This is a genomic window from Pseudomonas sp. NPDC090752, from assembly GCF_055584805.1.
On sequence record NZ_JBVJLI010000016.1, the window covers coordinates 1 to 24,926 of the forward strand.

The window sequence follows — 24,926 nt, forward strand, 5'->3', positions numbered from 1 at the left end:
GGCGAAAACCGCGTCCAAGCCTCAAATGTGTAAACCATGTCCCCGGTTTACTATGTAAACGATGTCTCCGGTCGTACACCCGCGAAGAGGCCGGCACGGAATTACTGTTGACCAATGGACTGCAAATACTCCGACCGGTCATCACTACGCTGCGCCACGCAGGTATTCCAAGCCGCCTCAAAAGCCTTGCTCCCAGGCTTCTCGGCATAGGTCTCGACCTTGCAATCAGCATCCCGCAACTGCGCCCACAGCTTCTCGGCCGCCTCCATCCGCGCGCTGAGCGCCGTGGCTTTGTCCGCTTCATCGGCATACTGGTCGCGAATACGCTGGATCAGGTCATCGTACGCCGACTTGAGCTCGCGCTCGGCAGTCTGCTTGTTGAACGCCGCGCAGGCATAGGTCTGCTGGTCGCTGTCGACGTTGTCGCAGGGCGTGCTTTCTTCCTCGCCAGCGTGAACGCCGCCAACGACTGCCAGCAGCACCAGCCATGCCAATGATTTCATCCTTATTCTCCTCAACAGGCGGACCAATCGCAGGGATTCTCGCTCAGCCGGGGGCAGGGCGATAGCTCCCTGACGAAATGTTCATGAACGTGCCGAAAAGGTCGTTATCGAGACTGTCTCTCATCCCCGAACGCCGTGCCAGACACGCTCATGTCGCGCATTGACGCTTTCGGCAAACCCCCTGTCGTTTTTGCATCGGGGCGCCTCGAAGCACAGGCATATGCTGGCCCCAAAGCGCCGGCAATAAGGTTTGGCGCCAAACCATTCAATAAAAGGGGACAGCCTGATGAGCCCAGCCGAATTACACGCCGACAGCATCGTCATCGACGGTTTGATCATTGCCAAATGGAACCGCGAGCTGTTCGAAGACATGCGCAAAGGCGGCCTGACTGCAGCCAACTGCACGGTGTCGGTGTGGGAAGGGTTCAAGGCCACCGTCGACCAGATTGCCGCCAGCCAGAAGCTGATCCGCGACAACGGCGACCTGGTGATGCCGGTGCGCACCACCGCCGACATCCGCAAGGCTAAAGAGCTGGGTAAAACCGGCATCCTCTTCGGCTTCCAGAATGCCCACGCTTTCGAAGACCAGATCGCCTACGTCGACGTGTTCAAGCAGCTGGGCGTGGGCATCGTGCAGATGTGCTACAACACCCAGAACCTGGTCGGCACCGGCTGCTACGAGCGTGACGGCGGGCTGTCTGGCTTCGGTCGCGAGATCGTCGCCGAGATGAACCGCGTCGGCATCATGTGCGACCTGTCCCACGTGGGCTCGAAAACCTCCGAAGAAGTGATCCTCGAATCGAAAAAGCCGGTGTGCTACTCGCACTGCCTGCCGTCGGGCCTGAAAGAACACCCGCGCAACAAGTCGGATGAAGAGCTGAAGTTCATCGCCGACCACGGCGGCTTCGTTGGCGTGACCATGTTCGCGCCGTTTCTGGCCAAGGGCATCGACTCGACCATCGACGACTACGCCGAAGCCATCGAATACACCATGAACATCGTCGGTGAAGACGCCATCGGCATCGGCACCGACTTCACCCAGGGCCACGGCCAGGACTTCTTCGAGTACCTGACCCACGACAAGGGCTACGCCCGTCGCCTGACCAACTTCGGCAAGATCATCAACCCGCTGGGCATTCGCACTGTCGGCGAATTCCCCAACCTCACCGAGACCTTGCTCAAGCGCGGCCACTCCGAGCGTGTGGTGCGCAAGATCATGGGCGAGAACTGGGTCAACGTCCTCAAGGACGTCTGGGGCGAGTAAGCCGCTCTCCAAGCCTGATAGCCCCTGCCAGCAACGCCGGGGCACCCACATAAAAAATTTTCTGGAGTTGAGTTTCCATGGCCAAGATCGCCCCGCAATTGCCAATCGAAGTCGACAGCGAGACCGGTGTCTGGACCAGTGACGCCCTGCCGATGCTGTACGTGCCACGGCATTTCTTCGTCAACAACCACATCGGCATCGAGGAAGTGCTGGGCGCCGACGCCTATGCCGAGATCCTCTACAAGGCCGGCTACAAGTCCGCCTGGCACTGGTGCGAGAAAGAAGCCGAATGCCACGGCCTGGAAGGCGTGGCGGTGTTCGAGCACTACATGAAGCGCCTGTCCCAGCGTGGCTGGGGCCTGTTTGAGATCCAGGACATCGACCTGGATAAAGGCACCTGCAGCGTCAAGCTCAAGCATTCGGCGTTCGTGTACGTGTACGGCAAGGTCGGGCGCAAGGTCGACTACATGTTCACTGGCTGGTTCGCCGGCGCAATGGACCAGATTCTCGCTGCCCGTGGCAGCAAGATCCGCACCGTGGCCGAACAGGTCTACGGCGGGTCGGAAGAAGGCCACGAAGATGGCCTGTTCGTTACAAAGCCGTTGTAAGCCGGAGATAGCGTCATGGCCTTCGAAGCAATGTTCCAGCCGATCCAGATCGGCAAACTGACCATCCGCAACCGTGTGCTCAGCACCGCGCATGCCGAGGTGTATGCCACCGACGGCGGGATGACCACCGACCGCTATGTGAAGTACTACGAAGAGAAGGCCAAGGGCGGCATCGGCCTGGCGATCTGCGGCGGCTCGTCCGTGGTCGCCATCGACAGCCCGCAGGAATGGTGGGCGTCGGTCAACCTGTCGACCGACCGCATCATCCCGCACTTCCAGAACCTCGCCGACGCCATGCACAAGCATGGCGCCAAGATCATGATCCAGATTACCCACATGGGCCGCCGCTCGCGCTGGGATGGCTTCAACTGGCCGACCCTGATGTCGCCGTCGGGTATCCGTGAACCGGTGCACCGTGCCACCTGCAAGACCATCGAGGTGGAAGAGATCTGGCGCGTCATCGGCAACTATGCGCAAGCCGCGCGGCGTGCCAAAGAAGGCGGCCTGGACGGCGTCGAACTGTCGGCCGTGCACCAGCACATGATCGACCAGTTCTGGAGCCCGCGGGTCAACAAGCGTACCGACGAATGGGGCGGCAGCTTCGAAGGCCGCATGAAGTTCGGCATGGAAGTGCTCAAGGCCGTGCGTGCCGAAGTCGGCGACGACTTCTGCGTGGGCATGCGCATCTGTGGCGACGAGTTCCACCCCGATGGCCTCAGCCACGAGGACATGAAGCAGATCGCCGCCTACTACGACGCCACCGGCATGCTCGATTTCATCGGCGTGGTCGGCTCGGGCTGCGACACCCACAACACCCTGGCCAACGTCATCCCCAACATGAGCTACCCGCCGGAGCCGTTCCTGCACCTGGCGGCCGGCATCAAGGAAGTGGTCAAGGTCCCGGTGCTGCACGCGCAGAACATCAAGGACCCGAACCAGGCCACGCGCATCCTCGAAGGTGGTTACGTCGATATGGTCGGCATGACCCGTGCGCACATGGCCGACCCGCACCTGATCGCCAAGATCAAGATGGGCCAGATCGACCAGATCAAGCAGTGCGTCGGTGCCAACTACTGCATCGACCGTCAGTACCAGGGCCTGGATGTCCTGTGCATCCAGAACGCCGCGACTTCCCGTGAATACATGGGCGTGCCGCATATCATCGAGAAGACCACTGGCGTCAAGCGCAAGGTGGTGGTGGTTGGTGCCGGCCCTGCTGGCATGGAAGCCGCTCGCGTAGCGGCCGAGCGTGGCCACGACGTGACCCTGTTCGAGAAGAAAGATCAGATCGGCGGGCAGATCACCATCGCCGCCAAGGCCCCGCAACGTGACCAGATCGCCGGCATCACCCGCTGGTATCAGTTGGAGCTGGCGCGCTTGAAAGTCGACCTGCGCCTCGGCACCGCCGCCAGCGTGGACGCCATCCAGGACCTGCGCCCGGACGTGATCGTGCTGGCGGTGGGCGGCCATCCGTTCGTCGAGCAGAACGAGCACTGGGGCGCCGCCGAAGGGCTGGTGGTCAGCAGCTGGGACGTGCTCGACGGCAAGGTGGCGCCGGGCAAGAACGTGCTGGTGTACGACACCATCTGCGAATTCACTGGCATGTCGACGGCAGACTTCATCGCCGACAAGGGCAGCCAGGTCGAGATCGTTACCGACGACATCAAACCGGGCGTAGCGATGGGTGGCACGACCTTCCCGACCTACTACCGCAGCATGTATCCCAAAGAAGTGATCATGACCGGCGACATGATGCTGGAAAAGGTCTACCGCGAAGGCGACAAGCTGGTGGCAGTGCTCGAGAACGAATACACCGGCGCCAAGGAAGAACGCGTGGTCGACCAGGTGGTGGTCGAGAACGGTGTCCGGCCTGATGAAGAACTGTACTACGCGTTGAAGGACGGCTCGCGCAACAAGGGCCAGATCGATGTGGAGGCGCTGTTCGCCATCAAGCCACAGCCGATCCTCAGCCAGCCGGGCGAGGGCTATCTGCTGTACCGCATCGGCGACTGTGTAGCCCAGCGCAACGTGCATGCGGCGATCTACGACGCCTTGCGGCTGTGCAAGGATTTCTGATCGATCTGTCGGCACACACCGGCCCCTGTGGGAGCGGGCTTGCCCGCGAAAGCGTCAGCATGAACAACAGAGTTGTCTGACCTGACGCATTCGCGGGCAAGCCCGCTCCCACAGGGCCGGTGCAGGATTCCAGGGGCCTGAACCCCTTGCAACCGCTGTTGTGGGAGCCTCCCATGTTGAACACCCTTCTACCTATCCTGCTGTTCGCAGCCCTCGGCCTGGCGCTGCTCGGCGCCGTGCGCCGGGTGCGCATGTGGCGGCGTGGCCGGCCGTCCAAGGTCAACCTGCTCGGCGGCCTGCTGGCCATGCCACGGCGCTACCTGGTGGACCTGCACCACGTGGTCGAGCGCGACAAGTACATGTCCAAGACCCACGTGGCCACGGCGGGCGGTTTTGTGCTGTCGGCCGCACTGGCGATCCTGGTGCACGGCTTCGGCCTGCAGAGCAAGATCCTCGGCTATGCCTTGCTGGTGGCCACGGTGATCATGTTCAGCGGCGCCATCTTCGTCTTCAAACGCCGTCTGAACCCACCTGCGCGCCTGTCCAAGGGCCCGTGGATGCGCCTGCCGAAAAGCCTGCTGGTGTTCGCCGCAAGTTTTTTCATCGCCACCTTGCCGGTGGCCGGCATCCTGCCCGCCAATACCGGCGGCTGGGTGATGGTCGGCGTGCTCGGCCTGGGCGTGCTGTGGGGCGTGTCGGAGCTGTTCTTCGGTATGACTTGGGGCGGCCCGATGAAACACGCCTTCGCCGGTGCCCTGCACCTGGCCTGGCACCGCCGCGCCGAACGCTTCGGCGGCGGGCGCTCCACCGGCCTCAAACCGCTGGACCTGGAAGACCGCAACGCGCCGCTGGGCGTGGAAAAACCGGTGGACTTCACCTGGAACCAGCTGCTCGGTTTCGACGCCTGCGTGCAGTGCGGTAAATGTGAAGCCATGTGCCCGGCATACGCCGCCGGCCAGCCGCTGAACCCGAAAAAACTCATCCAGGACATGGTTATCGGCCTGGCGGGCGGCACCGATGCGCAGTTCGCGGGAAGCCCGTACCCGGGCAAGCCAATCGGCGAACACGGTGGCAACCCGCATCAGCCGATCGTCAATGGCCTGGTCGATGCCGAGACGCTGTGGTCATGCACCACTTGCCGCGCCTGCGTCGAGGAATGCCCGATGATGATCGAGCACGTCGATGCCATCGTCGACATGCGCCGCCACCTCACCCTGGAAAAAGGTGCGACCCCAAACAAGGGCGCCGAAGTGCTGGACAACCTGATCGCCACCGACAACCCGGGCGGCTTCGCTCCGGGCGGGCGGATGAACTGGGCGGCCGACCTCAACCTGAACCTTCTGTCGGAAGTGAAAACTACCGAAGTGCTGTTCTGGGTCGGTGACGGGGCCTTCGACATGCGCAACCAGCGCACCCTGCGTTCGTTCGTCAAAGTGCTCAAGGCCTCGGGCGTGGACTTCGCCGTGCTTGGCCTGGAAGAGCGCGACAGCGGCGACGTGGCGCGTCGCCTGGGCGACGAAGCGACCTTCCAGCACCTGGCCAAACGCAATATCCAGACCCTGGCGCAGTACAAGTTCCAGCGCATCGTCACCTGCGACCCGCACAGCTTCCATGTACTGAAGAACGAGTACGGCGCGCTGGGCGGCGATTACCAGGTGCAGCACCACAGCACCTACATCGCTGAACTGATCGCCGCCAAGAAGCTCAACCTCGGCCAGCACAAGGGCGGCAGCGTGACGTACCACGACCCGTGCTACCTGGGCCGTTACAACGGCGAGTACGAGGCGCCGCGCGAAGTGCTCAAGGCGCTTGGCATCGAAGTGCGCGAGATGCAGCGCTCGGGCTTCCGTTCCCGTTGCTGCGGCGGTGGCGGCGGTGCGCCGATCACCGACATCCCGGGTAAGCAACGTATCCCCGACATGCGCATGGACGACATCCGCGAGACCGAAGCCGAGCTGGTCGCTGTGGGTTGTCCACAGTGCACGGCGATGCTCGAAGGCGTGGTCGAACCGCGCCCACAAATCAAGGACCTCGCCGAGTTGGTAGCCGACGTGCTGATCGAAGAGGAAACCCCGGCGGCCCCAAAGTCGCCAACGGTCAAACGTGAACCTGCGGAGGTGCACTGATGAGCGACATCATCCGCCGCGACCCACGCGCCGAGTGGATCGCCCGTAACCGTCTGCACCCGTTGCACGCAGCGATGCAGACGCAACAAACCAGCTGGATGGGGCCAAGCGGCATCATCCGCAAGAACCCGCATGCCATCGCCGCTGGCTTCATCGGCCCCGCTGGCCTCAAGCGCATCGACCGCAGCGGCGCCCAGCAGGGCACCGGTGTCGGTGGCCGGCGTACGGCAGCGGCGGCTGTGCAGTTGCCACTGCACCAGGTGCCGGCACCGGCGTTCTACATTGCCGTGGTGCCGGACATGGTCGGTGGCCGCCTGAGCAGCCACGACCGCGACCTGTTGGGCCTGGCCCACAGCCTGGCCGGCAGCGACGGCGCGGTAATGGCCGTGGTGTTTGGCGAACACAAGGAAAACAACTTTTCCACAGCCGGCGTTGACCGCTTGCTGGTCATCGAAGGTGAAGCGTTCGAAGGTTATGCACCGGAACAACTGGTGCAAGGCCTGCGGGCTGTGGATAACCAATTCGCCCCGCACCATTGGCTGCTGCCCGACAGCCGTACGGGCGGCGGCGAGCTGGGCCGACGCCTCGGCGCCGCGCTGGGCGAACGCCCGGCGACGCGGGTCTGGCAGGTCAAGGACGGGCAATGCATCGGACGTGCTGGCGCCGGCCAGCAGGACCTGCAGCGCGCCGTGCCACGGTTGATCCTGGCGGCGGCAGAGTGTGCCGAGCCGGTCAGCGAAACGCGCCACGAAGCGCTGCCGGTGGAGTTGTCCACAAGCGTCGCGCGTAGCCTGTCACGTATCGAAGACCTTGGGTCGGTAGCTGTAGACCCGGCCACCATCGCCATGGCCGAGGCCGAGTTCATCGTTTCGGGCGGTAATGGCGTGAAAGATTGGGACCTGTACCACCAGGCGACCGCCGCCCTTGGCGCCACCGAAGGCGCCTCGCGGGTGGCGGTGGACGACGGTTTCATGCCGCGCAACCGCCAGGTCGGCGCTACCGGTACCTGGGTCACGGCGCGGGTTTATGTGGCTGTGGGTATCTCAGGCGCGATCCAGCACCTGCAGGGTATCGGCGCCTGCGACAAGGTAGTGGCGATCAACATGGACCCGGGCTGCGACATGATCAAACGGGCCGACCTGTCGGTGATTGGCGACAGTTCGGCCATCCTGAAGGCGTTGATCGAGGCTGTGGACAACTTCCGCAGCGGCGGCCAACGCGACGCGGCATAAGGGCACGAGCATGAGTACGAAAGTGATCAGCCTGGTTTCCATCGGTGCTCACCCCACTTCCGGCCGCGCTCGCCGCGCCGAGCAGGATGCGCGTGCGGTGGAGCTGGGCTTGCAGCTGGCTGGGGATAACTTGCAGGTGGTGCATGCCGGAGACCCAGGTGAGGAGGCCCTGCGCGGCTACCTGGGCATGGGCTTGGAATACTTGGATGTGCTCGAACAGCCGGCCGGGGCCGATGTGCTGGGCATACTTGGCGACTACCTGCGTGACTCGGGTGCACAGCTTGTGTTGACCGGCAGCCAGGCCGAAACCGGTGAAGGTTCGGGCATGTTGCCGTTCCTGCTGGCCGAGAAGCTGGGTTGGCCGCTGATCGTAGGGCTGGCAGAGGTCGAATCGATCGACAACGGCACCGCCCAGGTGTTGCAGGCGCTGCCACGGGGTCAGCGGCGCAGATTGAAGGTGCGCCTGCCCTTGCTGGCGACTGTGGATAACGCTGCGCCCAATCCTCGGCAGAGTGCCTTCGGTCCGGCGCGTCGGGGTGTGCTGGCGGCGCGCAACGTCGCAATCGTCGAGGATGAGCTGCTTGCAGATGCCGAGCTGCAGCCAGCTCGGCCGCGGCCAAAGCGGCTCAAGGTGATCAAGGCCAAGAGTGGTGCGGACCGAATGAAAGCGGCCACGGCCAAGGCCAGTGGGGGCGGTGGCAAGGTGTTGAAGGATGTTTCTCCACAGGAGGGGGCTGAGGCTATTTTGAAGCTGTTGGTGGAGGAGGGGGTTTTACGTTGATATGGCACGGGCTTCGCCCGTGTTCGCGGGGCAAGCCCGCTCCCACAGGTACTCCACTGCCGTCAGGTTCAGTGCAATATCTGTGGGAGCGGGCTTTTCCCGCGGAGCAATCTCGAATCATTTACCCACCAATTCTGTTCGCCAAGGTGTGGATAAAGTGTTCACGCTTCGCTGTGAGCCCCGGCTGGTAAGGCCTGCACAGATTTGATCAAAAAACGATCAGTTGCGGGGATGGCAATCGCGTGTCATCTGGGTGAATGTTTGAAGGAGTTTCCCACAATCGCTGTTAGCGGCTCTGTGGATAATATGTTCGGTAATACCTACAGCCCACGCAGCCATTGGCCTGCATGGATATGATCAATAATTGATCAATTCCGCTTAAAATCTCTCCAGATCAGTGTTTTCAGTGGCTTGCGCTGTTATCCACAACGGTTTTGGCGGCCAGTTGTTTTCTGCACACAAAATCTGTTGGCCCTTCTGTGGACAAGGTGTTCGGTGAACGCTGAACGCCAGGTAATCAAAGGCTTTCATAGGTTTGATCAAAAAACGATCAATCAACGTTTGCAGAAGCACTATCAGCTGTCCACAATCTCTGTCGATAATTCTGTGGATAACATGTGCCAAAGCTCTGCATGACAATGTAAAACGCCACGGCTGACAACTCAGCCGTGGCGTTTTCGGTGCTGCGAATCGTTATTGCGCGGTCACTTCCTTGAGGTAGGGCGCAGGCTCTGCGCCGAGGTTCTCGAGCACCCGCTGGCTGTACCAGTCAATGAAGTTGACCACGCCAAACTCGTAGGTTTTCGAGTACGGGCCAGGCTGGTAGGCGGTGGAGTTGATCCCACGCTGGTTCTCTTCAGCCAGGCGGCGGTCCTGGTCGTTAGTGGCGTCCCACACTTTGCGCATGCGTTCCGGGTCGTAGTCCACACCCTCGACGGCATCCTTGTGCACCAGCCACTTGGTAGTGACCATCGTTTCCTGAGCGCTGATCGGCCACACCGTGAAGACGATGATGTGATCGCCCATGCAATGGTTCCACGAATGCGGCAGGTGCAGGATGCGCATCGAACCCAGGTCCGGATTCTTGATGCGGCCCATCAATTTCTGGCAAGCCTGCTTGCCGTCCATGGTCATCGACACGGTGCCCTTGAGCAGCGGCATGCGCACGATACGGTTACGCAGGCCATGGCTCTTGTGCAGGTATGGAATCTTCTCGGCGTCCCAGGCGGCGGCGGAGGCGGCCACGTGGTCTTTGAATTCCTGGCTGGCACGCGGGTCGTTGGTGTCGTCCCATTCCAGCAGGGTCTGCAGCAGCTCCGGGTGCGAGCCGCTGCAGTGGTAGCACTCGCGGTTGTTTTCCAGCACCAGCTTCCAATTGGCCTTTTCCATCAAGGTGGTGTGCACCGCCACCTTGGTGTTTTCCATGTCGTACGGTTCCATGTAGTGCTCAAGGGTGGCCAGGAACTCGTCGATGGCCGGCGGGTTCTCCGCCAGGCTAATGAAGATGTAGCCGCCGGCGACTTTGACGTGCACAGGTTTGAGGCCGTAGTCCTTCATGTCAAAGTCGGCGCCCATCTCGGTGCCGGCGAACAGCAGGCGGCCGTCCAGTTCGTAGGTCCACTGGTGGTAATGGCACACCAGCTTGGCCACCTTGCCCTTGTCGCTGACGCACAGGCGCGAGCCGCGGTGGCGGCAGACGTTGTGGAAGGCATGCACCTTGCCTTCGGCACCGCGCACGACGAGGATTGGGTTCTTGCCGATCTGCAGGGTGATGTAGTTGCCCTTTGCCGGGATCTCGCAGGTCATGCCGGCGATCAGCCATTCCTTCTGGAAGATCTCCTGCATGTCGATCTGGAACAGACGCTCGTCGGTGTAGAACGGCTGGGGCAGCGAGTAGGTGCGCTCGCGGGTCTGCAGCATCTCGGCGGTGGCCTTGCGTGCAGGTTCCAGTGGATCGCCCAGGCTCAGGGTTGCGGTGACGTCCATCGTGTAATCCTCGGGGCCGTGTGCGGCCGGCAAAAGGTGGCTAATCGTTGTTGTGGTGCCGCAAGACTGGCTGCCGGAAAAAGGCAGCTTCTTTTGCCGTGGAGTGTGCGTCCGAAGACGGCGGGAACCGTATCCATGGGCGACATGGCCGATATGAATTACGACGCGCCAGCCCTTGTAGCGCGGGGCTGGTCGCGATAAGCACGCCGATGTCGTTGGCAGGAATGTGCGGCGCCGTAAGCTTGCGCATTATCGCAGCCATAAAAAGGGCCATTGTCGGCCGCTGGAGATGAACATGTCCGATACCTTCCTCAATCCGGTCAGCACGCAGACCTGGGCCAATGGCCGCCACATCGTGCGCTGCGTCAAGGTCATCCAGGAGACCTGGGACGTGCGCACCTTCTGCTTCATGGCCGACCAGCCGATCATGTTCTTCTTCAAGCCCGGGCAGTTCGTCACCCTGGAACTGGAGATCGAAGGCAAGCCGGTGATGCGCTCGTACACCATTTCCAGCTCGCCGTCGGTTCCTTACAGCTTCTCGATCACGGTCAAGCGCGTGCCGGGCGGGCAGGTCTCCAACTTCCTCCACGACACCATGCACGAAGGCGCCGAGTTGCCGGTGCACGGCCCGGTCGGGCTGTTCAACGCCATCGACTTCCCGGCGGGCAAGGTGCTCTACCTTTCGGGCGGTGTCGGCATCACCCCGGTGATGTCGATGGCGCGCTGGTTCTACGACACCAACGCCAACGTTGACATGGTCTTCGTGCACAGCGCCCGCTCGCCGAAAGACATCATCTACCACCGCGAGCTGGAGCAGATGGCGTCACGTATCCCCAACTTCAGCCTGCACATCATTTGTGAGAAGCACGGCCTGGGCGAGCCGTGGGCGGGTTATCGGGGTTACCTGAACCAGCGGCTGATGGAGCTGATTGCGCCCGACTACATGGAGCGCACCATTTTTTGCTGCGGCCCGACGCCGTACATGACGGCGGTCAAACGCATGCTCGAAGCGGTTGGCTTCGACATGAAGAACTACCACGAGGAATCGTTCGGCGCGACGCCGGCCGAAGCCAAGGCCGACGCGGTGGAGCACGCCGAGCAGGCGGCTGATGCGCCGGAAGTGGATGTTTCCGACCTGAACCTGGTGGAGTTCATTGGCAGCGAGAAGAGCATTCGCGTTGCACCGGGCGAGACCGTGCATGCGGCGGCGGCGAAGGTTGGCTTGATGATCCCCAAAGCGTGCGGCATGGGCATCTGCGGGACCTGCAAGGTGCTCAAGCTGGGCGGTGAGGTGGAGATGGAGCACAACGGCGGGATTACCGAGGAAGATGAAGCCGAGGGGTACATTCTGTCTTGCTGCAGTGTGCCGAAAGGGGATGTGCGGATCGATTACTGATCTGAGGGCCTCGGGGGCTGCTCTGCAGCCCTTTCGCGGGGCAAGCCCGCTCCCACAGATACCCCACTGCACTCAGGTGTTGTTCCCTTTGAAGCTTCAGGGAAACACTAGGTCAGCTGGGGTAAGTGCGAGGTGGGGGGTTGCTGGATGTTGGGTGTCAGTGCTGGCCTTTTCGCGGGGCAAGCCCGCTCCCACAGTGGATAGGGATTGGCAATCCAAACTTGTGGGAGCGGGCTTGCCCCGCGAATGGGCCGCAACGCGGCCCCATCAATTTCAGGTGCGGAACCGAGCCACCAGCCCATTCAAGTCCACAGCCAGACGCGACAACTCCGCACTCGCCGCGCTGGTCTGATGCGCCCCGGTCGCGCTCTGCACCGACAGGTCATTGATGTTCACCAGGTTGCGGTCCACTTCCCGCGCGACTTGAGCCTGTTCTTCGGCGGCACTGGCGATCACCAGGTTACGCTCGTTGATCTGCGCCACCGCACCCGCAATGGTATCCAGCGCCATGCCAGCACCCTTGGCGATGTTCAGCGTCGACTCGGCACGCTCGGTGCTGGTGCGCATCGACTCCACCGCTTCTTCCGTACCACCCTGAATGCTGCCGATCATGCGTTCGATTTCGCTGGTCGACTGCTGGGTGCGGTGGGCCAGGGCGCGTACTTCATCGGCCACCACGGCAAAACCACGGCCTGCTTCTCCGGCACGTGCCGCTTCGATTGCCGCATTGAGTGCCAGCAGGTTGGTCTGATCGGCCAGGCCACGGATCACGTCGAGCACCTTGCCGATGTCGCGCGACTGCTCGGCCAGGTGCGTGATCAGCTTGGCAGTGGCCTGCACATCGCCGCTCATGCGCTCGATGGCGCCCACGGTTTCCATCACCAGGTCACGGCCGTCGCCGGTCGAGCGGCTGGCTTCGCTGGAGGCTTCCGAGGTGCTGACCGCATTGCGTGCCACTTCTTCCACGGCGCTGGTCATTTCGGTGACGGCGGTGGCGGCCTGTTCGATTTCGTTGTTCTGCTGCTGCAGGCCACGGGCGCTTTCATCGGTGACGCAGTTCAGCTCTTCGGCCGCCGAGGCCAGCTGGGTCGCGGAGCCGGCGATCAGCTGGAGGGTGTCGCGCAGCTTGTCCTGCATGCGCGCCATGGCTCGTTGCAGGCGGGCTGCTTCATCGGTGCCTTCGGCGCGGATGACCTTGGTCAGGTCGCCGTCGGCAATCTGCTCGGCCGCCTGCAGGGCTTCTTCGATCGGTTTGACGATGCTGCGGGTCAGCAGGAATGCGCACAGGAAGGTCAGCACGGCGGCGGCGATCAGCAGGCCGATGACCAAGGCGAAGGCTGCTGAATACTGGCTGGCGGCCGTTTCGTTGGTTTCACGGGTCTGGTCGGTGTTGATGCGCACCAGGGTGTCCATGACTTTGTTGATCTGCTCGGAGTTGTCCAGCAGGTCGCGGTTGAGCAGGGCGCGCAGGCCTTCGAGGTCGCCGGCCTGGCTCATGCTGCGCATGCGTGATTCCAGCTGGCGGTACTGGTCGAGCAACTGGCGGTACTGCTCGAAGGCGGCTTTTTCATCCGCCGCAGTCACCAGCGGCTCGTAGGCGCGCCGTGCGGTGTCGATCTGGGCATTGCGCTCATCCAGCAGGCGCAGGGTGTCGCGCTGGGTTTCTGGCTCGCGGTTGAGCAGCAGGCGGTAGGACAGCGTGCGCAGGCGCAGGTTGAGCGAGGTCAGCTCGTCGAGGGTCTTGATGCTGGGCACGCTGATGTTTTCGATGACAACACCCGCCTGACGGATGTTGCCCATCTGCATCAGCGAGAAGATACCAAGGCCGAGCATGAGCAGGCCAATCAAGGCGAAACCGAGCAATGCGCGCGGTGCGATATTCATGTTGCGTAGAGACATGGGGGAGGAATCCAGGCAAGGGAGGAAGGCGCGTTCCGTGCGACAAAATAAGACTTGCCTGGCTATCGGTCGTGACCGACCAGTCTTGAGCGTGAACGGGCAAATTTGTGAGCCAGCTAACTATTTACCTGACCGGCGGTTGACTCAGGTCGGAACAAGAACCCGGTTACCCTGTCAATCTGCCGGGTAAGAAACCTTAAGAATCCGTTATTTAATGGCGATGGCTCGCGCTTTTCTTTATCGTGTGCGCCCTTTGCAACAACTGAGATATCCCCATGCTGGAAGCCTCCCTGAATCAAATCGAGCAACTGGTCAGCGACCTGATGCAGAAAAACGCTCAACTCACCGAGCAGAACACCGCCCTCGGCCAGGAACTGGCCCAGGCCAAGGAAGAAAACGAAACCCTGCAGCTGTCGCTGATGGAGCAGGAAGAGAAGAACGGCGCCACCGCCGCGCGTATCCAGGCGCTGGTTGACCGTGCGACCGCAGGTGTCGTCGGCGCATGAGACTGCAAGCGCAGCCGGTCAATGTCGTGTCGATCCTCGGCACCGACTATTCGATCAAGGCGCCCGAAGGCCAGGAAGAAACCCTGGCGCAGGCGGTACGGATGCTCAACACCGCCCTGGCCGAGACCAAGCGTTCGTACCCGACCCTGATCGGCGACAAGCTGCTGGTGCTGGCCGCGTTGAACCTGTGCTCCAAGCAGGTTGAACTACAGAAGGAACACCAGCAGACCCTCGAGCGGACCCAGGCGCAGATCGACGCCACGGTGGACGCTATCGTTCGGACAATTGCCGAACAATAAGCATCACCCCGAGATCCCTTGTGGGAGCGTGCTTGCCCCGCGAATGCGCTGGTGAATTCACTGATGCATTCGCGGGGCAAGCCCGCTCCCACAGTTGTTTTGATTGTCTCAAGTCACTGGAATAACTGGATACGTAAGTGTATACACTTCCTCCAAAACAATAATTTGGCGGGGAGCAAGGGCATGCGTATCTGGCGTCGCAGCATCCAGTGGCAGTTGATCGCAAGCATGGGCGCGGCCCTGCTGGCGAGCATTCTGGTGGTGGTGATCATATTCACGGTGGCGCTCAATCGCCTCACCGACCGCTACCTGGTCGACACGGCGCTGCCGGCCAGCATCGAAGCGATCCGCAATGATATCGAGCGCATGCTCGGCCAGCCGTTGGTGGCAGCGGCGGACATCGCCGGCAACACGCTGCTGCGTGACTGGCTGGCGGCCGGCGAGGACCCCGCCGAGGCGCCACGCTTTCTCGAATATCTGCAGGCTGCCAAGCAGCGCAACCATGCTTTCACCACGCTGTTCGTCTCGACCGAGACCGGCCATTACTACAACGAGAATGGCCTGGACCGCACCCTCAGCCGCGGCAACCCCAAGGACAAGTGGTTCTACGGCTACATCGACAGCGGCGCCGAGCGCCTGATCAATATCGACATCGACGGTGCCACGGGTGAGCTGGCGCTGTTCATCGACTATCGCGTGGAAAAAGACGGCAAGCTGGTTGGCGTGGCTGGCATGGGCCTGCGCATGACCGAGCTGTCGAAGCTGATCCACGACTTCAGCTTTGGCGAGCACGGCAAGGTATTCCTGGTGCGCAACGATGGCTTGATCCAGGTGCACCCGGACAACGCCTTCAGCGGCAAGCGCCAGCTCGCCGAACAGCTCGATGCGAATGCGGCCAAGGCGGTGATGGCGGGCGACCAGGGCCTGCGTACCCGTCGCTTCCAGCGCGATGGCGAAAACTACCTGGCGTTGGGCTTGCCCCTGCGCGACCTGAATTGGACCTTGGTCGCCGAGGTGCCTGAGGCCGAGATCTACGCGCAGATGCGCGAGGCGGTCTGGCTTACCACCTTGATCGGTGGTGGCGTGGCGCTGCTGTCGTTGCTGCTGGTGGTGTGGCTGGCGCGTGGGCTGGTGCGGCCCATCCGCCGCGTCACTGCCGCGCTGGTGCAGATCGGCAGCGGTGCCGGGGATCTGAGCCATCGTCTGGATGATTCGCGTAAGGACGAACTGGGTGATCTGGCGCGCGGTTTCAATCGCTTCCTCGATAGCCAGCGCAGCCTGATCGGCGAAGTGCTGCGTACCACCGAACACTTGCATCGGGCGGTGGAGCAGGTGACCCAGGTTGTGGACAACACGGCCGACCGTTCCGGGCGCCAGCAGGAGATGACCGAGATGGTTGCCACTGCCGTGCACGAAATGGGGCTGACTGTGCAGGACATTGCCCGCAACGCCGGCGATGCTGCCCAGGCTTCGCAGTCGGCGCGGGAAGAAGCCCTGCAGGCGCGTGAAGTGGTGCAGCGCTCGATCCAGGGCATTGAAGGCATGTCGGGCGATATCGGCAAAGCGGCGGTAGCGGTAACCCAGTTGGCCGAAGAAGTCGCCTCGATCGATGAAGTATTGGCGGTAATCCGTAGTATTTCCGAACAGACCAATTTGCTGGCACTGAACGCCGCCATCGAGGCCGCGCGGGCAGGGGAAATGGGCCGTGGCTTTGCCGTGGTCGCGGATGAGGTGCGCACCCTGGCGCGGCGTACGCAGCTGTCCACCGACGAAGTACAGCAGATGATCCAGCGTCTCAAGCAGGGCGCGGGTTCAGCGGTGATTTCGATGCAGGCCGGGCAGCAGGCGACGGGCAGTGGTGTCGAGTCGAGCCAGCGTACCGGGGCTTCGCTGGGGGCGATCACCGATCAGGTCGAGCACATCAGCGACATGAACCACCAGGTGGCCACGGCGACTGAAGAACAGTCGGCGGTGACCGAGGAAATCAACCGGACGGTGCAGGGGATTTCCGACTTGGCCAGAGAGACGGCGGCGGAGGTGCAAGGGTGCCGGGAGGAGTGCCAGGCGCTGCGTGGGCTGGCTGATGACCTGGCGCGGCAGATGGGGGGCTTCAAGCTTTAGATCTGTGTTGGATTCTTCGCGGGGCAAGCCCGCTCCCACAAGGACTGCGCTGACCTTGTGGGAGCGGGCTTGCCCCGCGAATGCGATGTATCAGGCGCCGATGATCGCGCGGATATCCGCCGCCAACTCCCGCACCCGCGCTTCCTCGGTATCCCACGAGCACATGAACCGCGCCCCACCACTGCCAATAAAGGTATAGAACCGCCAGCCCTTGCCGCGCAGCGCTTCAATCGCAGGCTCCGGCATCTGCAGAAATACCCCGTTGGCCTCCACTGGGAACATCAGCTCCACCCCCGGCAAATCACTGACCAACGACGCCAGCAATTGCGCGCAATGGTTGGCGTGCTTGCCATGGCGCAGCCAGGCGCCGTCTTCCAGCAGCCCGACCCAGGGGGCGGACAAGAAACGCATCTTCGAGGCCAGTTGCCCGGCCTGCTTGCAGCGGTAGTCGAAGTCTTCGGCCAGGTCGCGATTGAAGAACAGGATCGCCTCACCGACCGCCATGCCGTTTTTGGTGCCGCCAAAGCACAATACATCGACGCCGGCCTTCCAAGTCAGCTCTGCCGGGCTGCAGCCGAGGAAGGCGCAGGCATTGGTGAAGCGCGCGCCGTCCATGTGCAGGTTCAGGCCCAGCTCCTTGCAGGTGGCGCTGATCGCCTTGAGCTCGTCGGGGCGGTACACCGTGCCCACTTCGGTGGCCTGGGTGAGAGTCACCACGCGGGGTTTGGGGTAGTGGATGTCCTGGCGCTTGAGCGCCACTTCGCGGATCGACTCGGGCGTCAGCTTGCCGTTGACGCTGGGCGCGGTCAGCAGCTTGGAGCCGTTGGAGAAGAACTCCGGCGCGCCGCATTCGTCGGTCTCGACGTGGGCGGTCTCGGAGCAGATCACGCTGTGGTAGCTCTGGCACAACGAGGCCAGGGCCAGGGAGTTGGCGGCGGTGCCGTTGAAGGCGAAGAACACTTCGCAGTCGGTTTCGAACAGCTTGCGGAAGTATTCCGAGGCGCGCTCGGTCCATTGGTCGTCGCCGTAGGCGCGGTCGTGGCCCTGGTTGGCTTTTTCCATCGCCGCCCAGGCTTCGGGGCAGATGCCGGAATAGTTGTCGCTGGCGAATTGTTGGCTCTTGTCTGTCATGGCACGGTCCTGTGAACGACGCAGAACAGCACTCTAAACCATTGCTGAAACGGTTGCCTATACAACCTGTGCCGGCCCTTTCGCGGGCAAGCCCGCTCCCACAATGGATCTGCGCATGCCAGACATTGTGGGAGCGGGCTTGCCCCGCGAAGAGGCCGGCACGACCAACCCGAAAGCGAATGTCGTAAACGCGCCATTGCAAGGCGTGCGCAGGCATCTGACCCACCCCGGCCAGTCATACCATCGCCACAAAGGGCCACAGTGCTCTACAGACAAAAACGATCGCTGCCGGGAGATACACGATGTTCAGCAAGCAAGACCAGATCCAGGGTTATGACGACGCACTGCTGGCGGCGATGAATGCCGAAGAACAGCGCCAGGAAGATCACATCGAGCTGATCGCCTCGGAGAACTACACCAGCAAGCGCGTGATGCAGGCCCAAGGCAGCGGCCTGACCAACAAATACGCCGAAGGCTACCCGGGCAAGCGCTACTACGGCGGCTGCGAGCACGTCGACAAGGTGGAAGCGCTGGCCATCGAGCGCGCCAAGCAGCTGTTCGGCGCCGACTACGCCAACGTTCAGCCGCACTCCGGCTCCTCGGCCAACGGCGCGGTCTACTTGGCCCTGCTGCAGGCCGGTGACACCATCCTGGGCATGAGCCTGGCCCACGGCGGCCACCTGACCCACGGCGCCAAGGTGTCGTCCTCGGGCAAGCTCTATAACGCCGTGCAGTACGGCATCAACACCGACACCGGCCTGATCGACTACGACGAAGTCGAACGCCTGGCGGTCGAGCACAAGCCGAAGATGATCGTTGCAGGCTTCTCGGCCTACTCCAAGACCCTCGACTTCCCACGCTTCCGCGCCATTGCCGACAAGGTCGGTGCGCTGCTGTTCGTCGACATGGCCCACGTTGCCGGCCTGGTTGCCGCTGGCCTGTACCCGAACCCGCTGCCGTATGCCGACGTGGTCACCACCACCACCCACAAGACCCTGCGCGGTCCACGTGGCGGCCTGATCCTGGCCAAGTCCAACGAAGAGATCGAGAAAAAGCTCAACGCTGCAGTCTTCCCTGGCGCCCAGGGCGGCCCGCTGATGCACGTCATCGCCGCCAAGGCCGTGTGCTTCAAGGAAGCGCTGGAGCCTGAGTTCAAGAGCTACCAGAAGCAGGTCATCGAAAACGCCCAGGCCATGGCCGAAGTGTTCATCGACCGTGGCTACGACGTGGTTTCCGGTGGCACCGACAACCACCTGTTCCTGGTCAGCCTGATCCGCCAGGGCCTGACCGGCAAAGATGCCGACGCCGCCCTGGGCCGCGCGCACATCACCGTCAACAAGAACGCCGTGCCGAACGACCCGCAGTCGCCGTTCGTCACCTCGGGCCTGCGCATCGGCACTCCGGCCGTTACCACCCGCGGCTTCAAGGTCGCTCAGTGCGTGGCCCTGGCCGGCTGGATCTGCGACATCCTCGACAACCTCGGTGACGCCGACGTCGAAGCCGATGTGGCGAAGAACGTCGCCGCCCTGTGCGCCGACTTCCCTGTTTACCGCTGAGTGGAGTAAACGACCATGCAACGCTACTCGGGCTTCGGCCTCTTCAAACACTCCCTCAGCCACCACGAAAACTGGCAGCGCATGTGGCGCACGCCGACCCCTAAAAAGGTCTACGACGTGGTCATCGTCGGCGGTGGCGGCCACGGCCTGGCTACGGCCTACTACCTGGCCAAGGAGCACGGCATCACCAACGTCGCGGTGATCGAGAAGGGTTACCTGGGCGGCGGCAACACCGCCCGTAACACCACCATCGTGCGCTCCAACTACCTGTGGGACGAATCGGCGCACCTGTACGAGCACGCCATGAAGCTGTGGGAAGGTCTGTCCCAGGACATCAACTACAACGTGATGTTCTCCCAGCGTGGCGTCTACAACTTGTGCCACACCCTGCAGGACATTCGTGACTCCGAGCGCCGCGTCAGTGCCAACCGCCTCAATGGCGTGGACGGCGAGCTGCTTGACACTGCCCAGGTTGCGGCTGAAATCCCTTACCTGGACTGCTCGAAAAATGCCCGTTATCCGGTGCTGGGCGCTACCGTTCAGCGCCGTGGCGGCGTGGCCCGTCACGATGCCGTGGCCTGGGGTTATGCCCGTGCTGCCGACGCCCTGGGCGTGGACCTGATCCAGCAGACCGAAGTGATTGGCTTTCGCAAGGAAAACGGCGCGGTCATCGGTGTGGAAACCAACAAAGGCTTCATCGGCGCCAAGCGCGTCGGCGTGGTGACCGCCGGTAACTCCGGGCACATGGCCAAGCTGGCCGGCTTCCGCCTGCCGCTGGAATCGCACCCGCTGCAAGCACTGGTATCCGAGCCGATCAAGCCGATCATCGACAGCGTGATCATGTCTAACGCCGTGCACGGCTACATCAGCCAGTCCGACAAGGGCGACCTGGTGATCGGTGCCGGTATCGACGGCTGGGTCGGCTACGGCCAGCGCGGTTCTTACCCGGTGATCGAACACACCCTGCAGGCGATCGTCGAGATGTTCCCCAACCTCTCGCGCGTGCGCATGAACCGCCAGTGGGGCGGCATCGTCGACACCTCGCCGGACGCCTGCCCGATCATCTCCAAGACCCCGGTCAAGAACATGTTCTTCAACTGCGGCTGGGGCACCGGCGGCTTCAAGGCGACCCCGGGTTCGGGCAACGTCTTCGCCGCGAGCCTGGCCAAAGGCGAGATGCACCCGCTGGCTGCGCCGTTCTCCATGGACCGTTTCTATAACGGCGCACTGATCGACGAACACGGCGCCGCCGCCGTCGCCCACTAACCGGAGACACCGTCATGTTGCATATTTTCTGTCCCCACTGCGGCGAGCTGCGCTCCGAAGAAGAGTTTCACGCCTCTGGCCAGGCGCACATCGCCCGCCCGCTGGACCCGGCCGCCTGCTCCGACGAGGAGTGGGGCACCTACATGTTCTTCCGCGACAACCCGCGCGGTATTCACCATGAGCTGTGGGACCACGTTGCCGGCTGCCGTCAGTACTTCAACGTCACCCGCGACACCGTGACCTACGAGATTCTGGAAACCTACAAGATCGGCGAGAAGCCGCAGGTGACCGCCAACGGTAAGCCAAACAGCGCACCGTCGACCGTCAAAGGGCAAGGGGAAAAAGTATGAGCCAGACCTATCGCCTCGCCAGCGGCGGCCGTATCGACCGCAGCAAGGTCCTGAATTTCAGCTTCAACGGCAAGACCTACCAGGGTTACGCCGGTGACAGCCTGGCCGCCGCGCTGCTGGCCAACGGCGTCGACATCGTCGGCCGCAGCTTCAAGTACTCGCGCCCACGCGGCATCATCGCTGCCGGCACCGAAGAGCCGAACGCCATCCTGCAGATCGGTTCCAGCGAAGCCACCCAGATCCCTAACGTGCGCGCCACCCAGCAGGCGCTGTACGCAGGTCTTGTAGCCACCAGCACCAACGGCTGGCCGAACGTCAACAACGACGTCATGGGCATCCTTGGCAAGGTCGGCGGCAGCATGATGCCGCCGGGCTTCTACTACAAAACCTTCATGTACCCGAAATCGTTCTGGATGACTTACGAGAAGTACATCCGTAAAGCAGCCGGCCTGGGCCGTGCACCGCTGCAGAACGACCCGGACAGCTACGACTACATGAACCAGCACTGCGATGTGCTGATCGTCGGCGCCGGCCCTGCTGGCCTGGCCGCAGCCCTGGCCGCTGCGCGCAGCGGTGCCCGCGTTATTCTGGCAGACGAGCAGGAAGAGTTCGGCGGCAGCCTGCTCGACTCCCGCGAAACCCTCGACGGCAAGCCTGCCGCCGACTGGGTCAACGCCGTGGTCAAGGAGCTGGAAAGCCTGCCGGAAGTGACCCTGCTGCCACGCGCCACGGTCAACGGCTACCACGACCACAACTTCCTGACCATTCACGAACGCCTCACCGACCACCTTGGTGATCGCGCGCCGATCGGCCAGGTGCGCCACCGTGTGCACCGTGTCCGCGCCAAACGCGTGGTACTGGCTGCCGGTGCCCACGAGCGCCCACTGGTGTACGGCAACAACGATGTGCCGGGCAACATGCTGGCCGGTGCTGTGTCCACCTATGTTCGCCGATACGGCGTGGCACCCGGCCGCAAGCTGGTGCTGTCGACCAACAACGACCATGCCTACCGCGCCGCGCTGGACTGGCACGACGCTGGCCTGCAGGTCGTCGCCATCGCCGACGCCCGCCACAACCCGCGCGGTTCGCTGGTTGAAGAAGCGCGTGCGAAAGGTATTCGCATCCTCACTTCCAGCGCCGTGGTCGAGGCCAAAGGCAGCAAGCACGTCACTGGCGCCCGCGTGGCGGCTATCGATGTGCAGGCACACAAGGTCACCAGCCCAGGCGAAACCCTCGACTGCGACCTGATCGCCACTTCTGGCGGCTACAGCCCGATCGTCCACCTGGCCTCGCACCTGGGCGGTCGCCCGGTCTGGCGTGACGACATCCTTGGCTTCGTGCCAGGTGATGCGCCGCAGAAGCGTGAGTGCGTCGGCGGCATCAACGGCGTGTATGCCCTGGGTGACGTGATTGCCAATGGTTTCGAAGGCGGCGCCCGCGCAGCCACTGAAGCCGGCTTCAAGTCCACCACCGCCACCCTGCCAAAGACCGTAGCGCGTAAGGAAGAGGCCACCGTGGCGCTGTTCCAGGTGCCGCACGACAAAGGCACCAAGGGGCCGAAGCAGTTCGTCGACCAGCAGAACGACGTGACCGCCGCCGGTATCGAGCTGGCCACCCGTGAAGGCTTCGAGTCGGTCGAGCACGTCAAGCGCTACACCGCGCTGGGCTTCGGCACCGACCAGGGCAAGCTGGGCAATATCAACGGCCTGGCCATCGCCGCCCGTTCGATCGGCATCACCATCCCGGAAATGGGCACCACCATGTTCCGCCCCAACTACACGCCGGTGACTTTCGGCGCGGTAGCGGGCCGTCACTGTGGTCACCTGTTCGAGCCGGTGCGCTTCACTGCCCTGCATGCCTGGCACGTGAAGAACGGCGCCGAGTTCGAGGACGTCGGCCAGTGGAAGCGCCCGTGGTACTTCCCTAAAGCCGGCGAAGACATCCATGCCGCCGTGGCCCGTGAATGCAAGGCCGTGCGCGACAGCGTGGGCCTGCTCGACGCCTCGACCCTGGGCAAGATCGACATCCAGGGCCCGGACGCGCGCGAGTTCCTCAACCGCATCTACTCCAACGCCTGGACCAAGCTCGACGTGGGCAAGGCCCGCTACGGCCTGATGTGCAAGGAAGACGGCATGGTCTTCGACGACGGCGTGACCGCCTGCGTCGGCGACAACCACTTCTACATGACCACCACCACCGGTGGCGCCGCACGCGTGCTGCAGTGGCTGGAGCTGTACCACCAGACCGAATGGCCGGAGATGAAGGTGTACTTCACCTCGGTCACCGACCACTGGGCCACCCTGACCCTGTCCGGCCCCAACAGCCGCAAGCTGCTCAGCGAGCTGACCGACGACATCGACCTGGACAAGGAAGCCTTCCCGTTCATGACCTGGAAGGAAGGCACCGTCGGCGGCGTGCCGGCGCGGGTGTTCCGCATCTCGTTCACCGGTGAGCTGTCGTACGAAGTAAACGTGCAGGCCAACTACGCCATGGGCGTGCTGGAAAAAGTCATCGAGGCGGGCAAAAAGTACAACCTGACCCCGTACGGCACCGAGACCATGCACGTGCTGCGGGCCGAGAAGGGCTTCATCATCGTCGGCCAGGACACTGACGGGTCGATGAACCCGGACGACCTCAACATGAGCTGGTGCGTAGGCCGCAACAAGCCGTTCTCGTGGATCGGCCTGCGTGGCATGAACCGCGAAGACTGCCTGCGCGAGAACCGCAAGCAACTGGTGGGCCTCAAGCCTGTGGACCCGACCAAATGGCTGCCGGAAGGCGCCCAGCTGGTGTTCGACCCGAAACAGCCGATCCCGATGGACATGGTTGGCCACGTCACCTCCAGCTATGCCTCCAACTCCCTGGGCTATTCGTTCGCCATGGGTGTGGTCAAGGGCGGCCTCAAGCGCATGGGCGAGCGCGTCTACTCGCCACAGGCGGATGGCAGCGTGATCGAGGCCGAAATCGTGTCTTCGGTGTTCTTCGATCCGAAGGGTGAGCGGCAGAACGTTTAAGGCCCGGCACGCAATCGGCGCTCGGGTTGGAATGAGGTCTCTGTGGGAGCGGGCTTGCCCGCGAAGAGGGCGGTGAATTCACCATCGCATTCGCGGGCAAGCCCGCTCCCACAGGATCAGCGTCGCCCCGAGCATCGTTTGTGACCTACAGAATTCAAGGCAGGTAAGAAATGAGCGCTATCAACGTCTTCCAGCAAAACCCCGGCGCCGAGGCCAAGGCTCAGTCGCCGCTGCACCACGCCGACCTGGCCAGCCTGGTTGGCAAAGGCCGTAAGAACGCAGGCGTAACCCTGCGGGAAAAGAAATTCCTCGGTCACCTGACCCTGCGTGGCGACGGCCATGACCCGGAATTCGCCGCAGGCGTGCACAAGGCCCTGGGCCTGGAGCTGCCGGTGGCCCTGACCGTAGTCGCCAACAACGAGATGTCGCTGCAGTGGCTGGGCCCGGACGAGTGGTTGCTGATCGTTCCCGGCGGCCAGGAGTTCGCCGTCGAGCAGAAGCTGCGCGCGGCCCTCGAAGGCCGGCACATCCAGGTGGTCAACGTCAGCGGTGGGCAAAGCCTGCTGGAACTGCGCGGCCCGAACGTGCGCGAAGTGCTGATGAAATCCACCAGCTATGATGTTCACCCAAATAACTTCCCGGTGGGCAAGGCTGTCGGCACCGTGTTCGCCAAGTCGCAACTGGTGATCCGCCGCACCGCCGAAGACACCTGGGAACTGGTGATTCGTCGCAGCTTCGCCGACTACTGGTGGCTGTGGCTGCAGGACGCTTCGGCCGAGTACGGCCTGAGCATCGAAGCCTAAGGAGCGCAG

19 protein-coding genes and 2 pseudogenes are annotated in these 24,926 nt (G+C 62.9%); 16 read left to right on the forward strand and 5 right to left on the reverse strand.

Annotation, left to right across the window (positions count from 1 at the left end; translation table 11 throughout):
- Window positions 1-101 precede the first annotated feature (101 nt).
- Complete coding sequence (locus ACZ6YA_RS19880) at window positions 102-503, reverse strand: lysozyme inhibitor LprI family protein (RefSeq protein ID WP_465898802.1); 402 nt, start codon at window positions 501-503, stop codon at window positions 102-104.
- Window positions 504-789: 286 nt separating this feature from the next.
- Here ACZ6YA_RS19880 and ACZ6YA_RS19885 point away from each other — a divergent pair, with 286 nt between their 5' ends.
- The 6 genes from ACZ6YA_RS19885 to etfB all read left to right on the forward strand — a co-directional run bounded on the left by ACZ6YA_RS19885 (window position 790) and on the right by etfB (window position 8,590).
- Complete coding sequence (locus ACZ6YA_RS19885; protein ID WP_033703163.1) at window positions 790-1,767, forward strand: dipeptidase; 978 nt, start codon at window positions 790-792, stop codon at window positions 1,765-1,767.
- 77 nt (window positions 1,768-1,844) lie between these two features.
- On the forward strand, window positions 1,845-2,375 hold the full coding sequence (locus tag ACZ6YA_RS19890) for a DUF5943 domain-containing protein (protein WP_027594293.1): 531 nt from the start codon (window positions 1,845-1,847) through the stop codon (window positions 2,373-2,375).
- Between the two features lie 15 nt (window positions 2,376-2,390).
- On the forward strand, window positions 2,391-4,451 hold the full coding sequence (gene dgcA, locus ACZ6YA_RS19895; RefSeq protein WP_465898803.1) for a dimethylglycine demethylation protein DgcA: 2,061 nt from the start codon (window positions 2,391-2,393) through the stop codon (window positions 4,449-4,451).
- Between the two features lie 173 nt (window positions 4,452-4,624).
- Window positions 4,625-6,577, forward strand: coding sequence for a dimethylglycine demethylation protein DgcB (gene dgcB / locus ACZ6YA_RS19900; protein WP_465898804.1), 1,953 nt, complete (start codon window positions 4,625-4,627; stop codon window positions 6,575-6,577).
- Window positions 6,577-7,809, forward strand: coding sequence for an electron transfer flavoprotein subunit alpha (gene etfA, locus ACZ6YA_RS19905; RefSeq protein ID WP_465898805.1), 1,233 nt, complete (start codon window positions 6,577-6,579; stop codon window positions 7,807-7,809). The genes dgcB and etfA overlap by 1 nt, the downstream gene beginning before the upstream one ends.
- 10 nt (window positions 7,810-7,819) lie before the next feature.
- The gene (gene etfB, locus ACZ6YA_RS19910) at window positions 7,820-8,590 is read left to right on the forward strand and encodes an electron transfer flavoprotein subunit beta (protein WP_465898806.1); all 771 of its coding nucleotides are present in this window, start codon (window positions 7,820-7,822) and stop codon (window positions 8,588-8,590) included.
- A gap of 693 nt (window positions 8,591-9,283) precedes the next feature.
- On the opposite strand, the gene gbcA is transcribed toward etfB, so the two are convergent.
- Window positions 9,284-10,576: a glycine-betaine demethylase subunit GbcA gene (gene gbcA / locus ACZ6YA_RS19915; RefSeq protein ID WP_465898807.1), complete on the reverse strand. Its 1,293-nt coding sequence runs from the start codon at window positions 10,574-10,576 to the stop codon at window positions 9,284-9,286.
- A gap of 295 nt (window positions 10,577-10,871) precedes the next feature.
- Here gbcA and gbcB point away from each other — a divergent pair, with 295 nt between their 5' ends.
- Window positions 10,872-11,972: a glycine-betaine demethylase subunit GbcB gene (gbcB, locus tag ACZ6YA_RS19920; RefSeq protein WP_465898808.1), complete on the forward strand. Its 1,101-nt coding sequence runs from the start codon at window positions 10,872-10,874 to the stop codon at window positions 11,970-11,972.
- Window positions 11,973-12,245: 273 nt separating this feature from the next.
- Here gbcB and ACZ6YA_RS19925 read toward each other — a convergent pair whose 3' ends face one another.
- Both ACZ6YA_RS19925 and ACZ6YA_RS19930 read right to left on the reverse strand, forming a co-directional pair.
- Window positions 12,246-13,118, reverse strand: a complete 873-nt coding sequence (locus ACZ6YA_RS19925) for a methyl-accepting chemotaxis protein (RefSeq protein ID WP_465898916.1) — start codon at window positions 13,116-13,118, stop codon at window positions 12,246-12,248.
- Window positions 13,119-13,148: 30 nt separating this feature from the next.
- Window positions 13,149-13,871 (reverse strand): annotated as a pseudogene (locus tag ACZ6YA_RS19930) (MCP four helix bundle domain-containing protein); the annotation flags it as partial.
- 275 nt (window positions 13,872-14,146) lie between these two features.
- On the opposite strand from ACZ6YA_RS19930, the gene ACZ6YA_RS19935 reads away from it, so the two are divergent.
- The 4 genes and pseudogenes from ACZ6YA_RS19935 to ACZ6YA_RS19950 all read left to right on the forward strand — a co-directional run bounded on the left by ACZ6YA_RS19935 (window position 14,147) and on the right by ACZ6YA_RS19950 (window position 16,797).
- Window positions 14,147-14,377 (forward strand): hypothetical protein, encoded by a 231-nt coding sequence (locus ACZ6YA_RS19935; protein WP_400803857.1) that lies wholly within the window; start codon window positions 14,147-14,149, stop codon window positions 14,375-14,377.
- Window positions 14,374-14,676 carry a cell division protein ZapA gene (locus ACZ6YA_RS19940; protein ID WP_465898809.1) on the forward strand — a complete coding sequence of 101 codons (303 nt, stop codon included), beginning with the start codon at window positions 14,374-14,376 and terminating at the stop codon, window positions 14,674-14,676. Before ACZ6YA_RS19935 ends, ACZ6YA_RS19940 begins: the two co-directional genes overlap by 4 nt.
- Window positions 14,677-14,904: 228 nt before the next feature.
- Window positions 14,905-15,933: pseudogene (locus tag ACZ6YA_RS19945) on the forward strand (HAMP domain-containing protein); the annotation flags it as partial.
- 135 nt (window positions 15,934-16,068) lie between these two features.
- Window positions 16,069-16,797 carry a methyl-accepting chemotaxis protein gene (locus ACZ6YA_RS19950; RefSeq protein ID WP_465898918.1) on the forward strand — a complete coding sequence of 243 codons (729 nt, stop codon included), beginning with the start codon at window positions 16,069-16,071 and terminating at the stop codon, window positions 16,795-16,797.
- A gap of 90 nt (window positions 16,798-16,887) precedes the next feature.
- Here ACZ6YA_RS19950 and ACZ6YA_RS19955 read toward each other — a convergent pair whose 3' ends face one another.
- Window positions 16,888-17,928 carry a threonine aldolase family protein gene (locus tag ACZ6YA_RS19955; protein ID WP_465898810.1) on the reverse strand — a complete coding sequence of 347 codons (1,041 nt, stop codon included), beginning with the start codon at window positions 17,926-17,928 and terminating at the stop codon, window positions 16,888-16,890.
- A 302-nt stretch (window positions 17,929-18,230) separates the two neighbouring features.
- Here ACZ6YA_RS19955 and ACZ6YA_RS19960 point away from each other — a divergent pair, with 302 nt between their 5' ends.
- From ACZ6YA_RS19960 to ACZ6YA_RS19980, 5 genes are all read left to right on the forward strand, one after another.
- Window positions 18,231-19,484 (forward strand): serine hydroxymethyltransferase, encoded by a 1,254-nt coding sequence (locus ACZ6YA_RS19960; protein ID WP_465898811.1) that lies wholly within the window; start codon window positions 18,231-18,233, stop codon window positions 19,482-19,484.
- A gap of 15 nt (window positions 19,485-19,499) precedes the next feature.
- Window positions 19,500-20,750, forward strand: a complete 1,251-nt coding sequence (locus ACZ6YA_RS19965) for a sarcosine oxidase subunit beta family protein (RefSeq protein ID WP_465898812.1) — start codon at window positions 19,500-19,502, stop codon at window positions 20,748-20,750.
- 14 nt (window positions 20,751-20,764) lie between these two features.
- Window positions 20,765-21,100 carry a sarcosine oxidase subunit delta gene (locus tag ACZ6YA_RS19970; protein ID WP_465898813.1) on the forward strand — a complete coding sequence of 112 codons (336 nt, stop codon included), beginning with the start codon at window positions 20,765-20,767 and terminating at the stop codon, window positions 21,098-21,100.
- Window positions 21,097-24,114, forward strand: a complete 3,018-nt coding sequence (locus ACZ6YA_RS19975; RefSeq protein WP_465898814.1) for a sarcosine oxidase subunit alpha — start codon at window positions 21,097-21,099, stop codon at window positions 24,112-24,114. Before ACZ6YA_RS19970 ends, ACZ6YA_RS19975 begins: the two co-directional genes overlap by 4 nt.
- A 170-nt stretch (window positions 24,115-24,284) precedes the next feature.
- Complete coding sequence (locus ACZ6YA_RS19980; RefSeq protein WP_465898815.1) at window positions 24,285-24,917, forward strand: sarcosine oxidase subunit gamma; 633 nt, start codon at window positions 24,285-24,287, stop codon at window positions 24,915-24,917.
- Window positions 24,918-24,926: the final 9 nt, after the last annotated feature.